At 47.3% G+C, this 3,563-nt stretch carries 4 protein-coding genes; all 4 read right to left on the bottom strand.

Features of this window, described 5'->3' with window-relative positions:
- Positions 1–146 precede the first annotated feature (146 nt).
- On the bottom strand, positions 147–584 hold the full coding sequence (locus tag P1P89_22720) for a hypothetical protein (protein MDF1594336.1): 438 nt from the start codon (positions 582–584) through the stop codon (positions 147–149).
- A gap of 124 nt (positions 585–708) precedes the next feature.
- Positions 709–1,461: a hypothetical protein gene (locus P1P89_22715; GenBank protein ID MDF1594335.1), complete on the bottom strand. Its 753-nt coding sequence runs from the start codon at positions 1,459–1,461 to the stop codon at positions 709–711.
- A gap of 346 nt (positions 1,462–1,807) precedes the next feature.
- Positions 1,808–2,245 (bottom strand): hypothetical protein, encoded by a 438-nt coding sequence (locus P1P89_22710; GenBank protein ID MDF1594334.1) that lies wholly within the window; start codon positions 2,243–2,245, stop codon positions 1,808–1,810.
- Between the two features lie 393 nt (positions 2,246–2,638).
- Positions 2,639–3,451 (bottom strand): M48 family metallopeptidase, encoded by an 813-nt coding sequence (locus P1P89_22705; protein ID MDF1594333.1) that lies wholly within the window; start codon positions 3,449–3,451, stop codon positions 2,639–2,641.
- Between the last annotated feature and the right edge of the window lie 112 nt (positions 3,452–3,563).

The following is a 3,563-nucleotide window of genomic DNA, read 5'->3' as shown; positions in this document are numbered from 1 at the left end:
CTGTGTCGCGCCAAATGATTATTGGAGGTAACCCTCTACATATAGTGGGCGGTTGAGTTAACTGCATACCCAGTTTGGGAAATAATACAAAACTATCGCTGCATGGCGCTAACGACGCAAAAATAAACCTGCCGGTTGTCTTAAATTTACATCAACCGATCCAGTTCTTCCTGGCCTAAGACCATTCTGGCTTTGGAAAACTTGATATAGCGGGATTTTAGTTTTGAAATATTTCCAGCCGCTATATCCTTGAGCAAATCCCCTTCAATCTCGGCGACTTCCAGCAGTTTGTAGTAATACAGGGATTCCTTCAAATGGGCCAGCACGATTTTTCCGGTTATAACCGGGTGATTATTGGTTACGTTGACATCCTTGAACACCGTCCCGTGCTCCAGTTCGACTTCAAGTCCCTGGCGAAATTCATCCAGGTCAATCTTCATTCCCTCCACATTGACTTCCGACAGAATCACCTGGGCCTCTTCGGCTGACACCTTCGGCTCTTTCGGTTCGGTCCAGTCGCTGATACCCAGTTCCTTGCAGACCCTTTGAACTTCTTCAACTGTGATGTACTCCGGCAGATCCATATTTTTCTCCTTTCTGATAGATTACAAACTTAATTGAACTGAAAAAAAATAAAATACTCACAAGGCATTTCAATATTTCAAATAATTTACTGTAGGGCAAAAGATAAGCTGTCTGGGGCCGTTTTCAAGTAGGGACATAAAAATCATCTCCAAGGGGTGCGGTGCGAAGGGCCAGCGCAGAGGCATCAGTCCAGCAGATATCCAGTGCTGTCATCAGTTGTTCGATATTTTCCCAGTCCTGCCCGCTGATGGGGAGGTCGGCGGCACAGCAATTGAGCGGCTGCCGACCGTAACGGGTCTGCTGGAGCAGGGCAATGGCCAGCAGCAGCGATTTGCCGGTCTGATACTGGACGGCGTTGATGTTATGCCGGCGCCACACGTCTTCATGGTCCACCGCCCAGACGAGCGTCTCTTCTTTTCCGGATTGGGCGCCCCTCACCCTGACGGCTACCTGCTCCATGCCAAAAACCGGCACATCGGGATCAGGCACTTCTAAAAGATTCAGGGCGTCATCCGTGCCGCCTTCAAATGCCGCCATGACCCGGGAGTCAAGGGCATACACAAATTCAGCGCTGTTGACCTTGTTTAACTTGCCGATATTCCAGACATCCTCGTGGCCGACCCTGCGGGACAACACCGGCGTTCCCTTCCAGTAGGAAAGAATTTTGCCGGCGCCCGGCCTGCCGATTTCCACCTGTTGCTTGTCCTTAACCCAAAAAGCGGGGGAAACCATCACCTCTTCAACCAGCGCTTCCGGGGACCAGCCCACCGCAAGCTTTGATTCATTTAAATCAGCATGGAGCTGATCATATTCAAAAATAGAAACCTCAAAGAACGGGTCCCTGTCGCCCGACCGTTCCATGATCCATCGCGACATTATTTCGACCAGACCGGGATTAATGCCCCAGCGGAGAATGGGGTCGCATCTTAATTATAAATTATTCATATAAAACAGTTAATAATTAAGATGCGACCCTGCTTGTCACTTTCCATATTAAAGCTCCGAAACAATGAATTGCGGTATAATCGGTTGTAGAAAAAAAACATTGGGATAACGGAACGTTTTTTTGACAACCGCTATATTAGTGCCCGGCAAATCCAAAATAAAAAGACGCGGAATATTGGATTCTATTCCGCGCCTTTTATTTATTTGGACAAATAATACAAAACTATCGCTGCATGGCGCTAACGACGCAAAAATAAACCTGCCGGTTGTCTTAAATTTACATCAACCGATCCAGTTCTTCCTGGCTTAAGACCATTCTGGCTTTGGAAAACTTGATATAGCGGGATTTTAGTTTTGAAATATTTCCAGCCGCTATATCCTTGACCAAATCCCCTTCAAGCTCGGCAACTTCCAGCAGTTTGTAGTAATACAGGGATTCCTTCAAATGGGCCAGCACGATTTTTCCGGTTATAACCGGGTGATTATTGGTTACGTTGGCATCCTTGAACATCGTCCCGTGTTCCAGTTCGACTTCAAGTCCCTGGCGAAATTCATCCAGGTCAATCTTCATTCCCTCCACATTGACTTCCGACAGAATCACCTGGGCCTCTTCGGCTGACACTTTCGGCTCTTTCGGTTCGGTCCAGTCGCTGATACCCAGTTCCTTGCAGACTCTTTGGACTTCTTCAACTGTGATGTACTCCGGTAGATCCATTTTTTTCTCCTTTTTGATAGTTTACAAAATTTACTAAGTACACGTACTCCTAAATACGATTATGTATAATATTATATCTCACCGCAGAGTCGCAGAGAACGCAGAGAATATGTTTTTTTTGCTTTCCGCTGAGAGGGCGGAAAGCAAAAATATACATCCCGATGGGATAAAGAAATAATATTTTACTCTGCGGCCTTTGCGTCTCAAGCGACTTGTCAGGTCGTAGCTCGTAGAGCGTAGCCTGGAGCGGGCGGTGAAACACTATAAAAAACACTCTTAATATATTTCAAAGAATTTCCTGTAAGATACAATATAAGTTGTCTGCCGCTATTTTCAAGAACTGACCCAAAAACAATCTTCATACGGTGCAGTTCGGAGGGTAGATATCTTTTTTCAGGACCGTTTTTTATAGTAATCCAGCGCCATCGGAATCGAGGCTTTGATGTTGTTGATCCGGGTTTCGTCGGACGGGTGGGTGCTTAAGAATTCCGGCGGCGCCTTATCCCCTTTTTTCTTTGCCATTCGTTCCCAGAAGTCCACGGCTTTGCGGGGATCATAACCGGCCATGGCCATGAATATCAGCCCCAGTTCATCCGCTTCGCTTTCATGCAGGCGGCTGTACGGGAGCATCACGCCCAGGGTGGCGCCCAGACCAAAGGCCGTCATCCAGAGCTGCTGGGTTTCCCTGGGTTTGTCCTTTACCGCCACGGCCAGGGCGATGCCGCCCATTTGGGCGATGAGACCCTGGCTCATGCGCTCACTGCCGTGGTTGGCTACGGCATGAGCGATTTCATGCCCCATGACCACCGCCAGCCCTTCTTCATCCTGGGCAATCGGCAAAAGCCCGGTATATACCACCACTTTGCCCCCCGGCATGCACCAGGCATTCACTTCCTTGCCCTCCACCAGGTTAAACTCCCATTTATATCCTTCCAGCAGATGCGACATTCCCCTTTCAGAAAAATACAGTTCCACAGCCTTTTGGATGCGCAGGCCCGCATCCTTTACCATCCGGGTGTCTTTATCATTATCACTGAGTTTATGTTTTTTTAAAAAATCATCGTATTCCTTTAAACTCATTTGAATGATGGATGAATTGGGAACAATATTTAATTGCTGCCGACCGGTCACCGGGACACTGGTACAGGCCGCAACAAGCATCACAAGACATAAGCAGAAACTGGTTAAACGCTTTAATTTATACATGATATAACTCCAAGTGATTGAAAATTCGAAAATTATTTAAGTGGGTATGCACTTTACTCAACCGACCACATGGTGTAGTATGCGGTTATGGAGGAGCCAAGACACCCTGTTG

This window comes from Desulfobacterales bacterium (assembly GCA_029211065.1).
In the GTDB taxonomy this organism is placed as follows: Bacteria; Desulfobacterota; Desulfobacteria; order Desulfobacterales; family JARGFK01; genus JARGFK01.
Note: the sequence above shows the minus strand (reverse complement) of the source record. Positions and strands in the feature narration are given on the sequence as shown.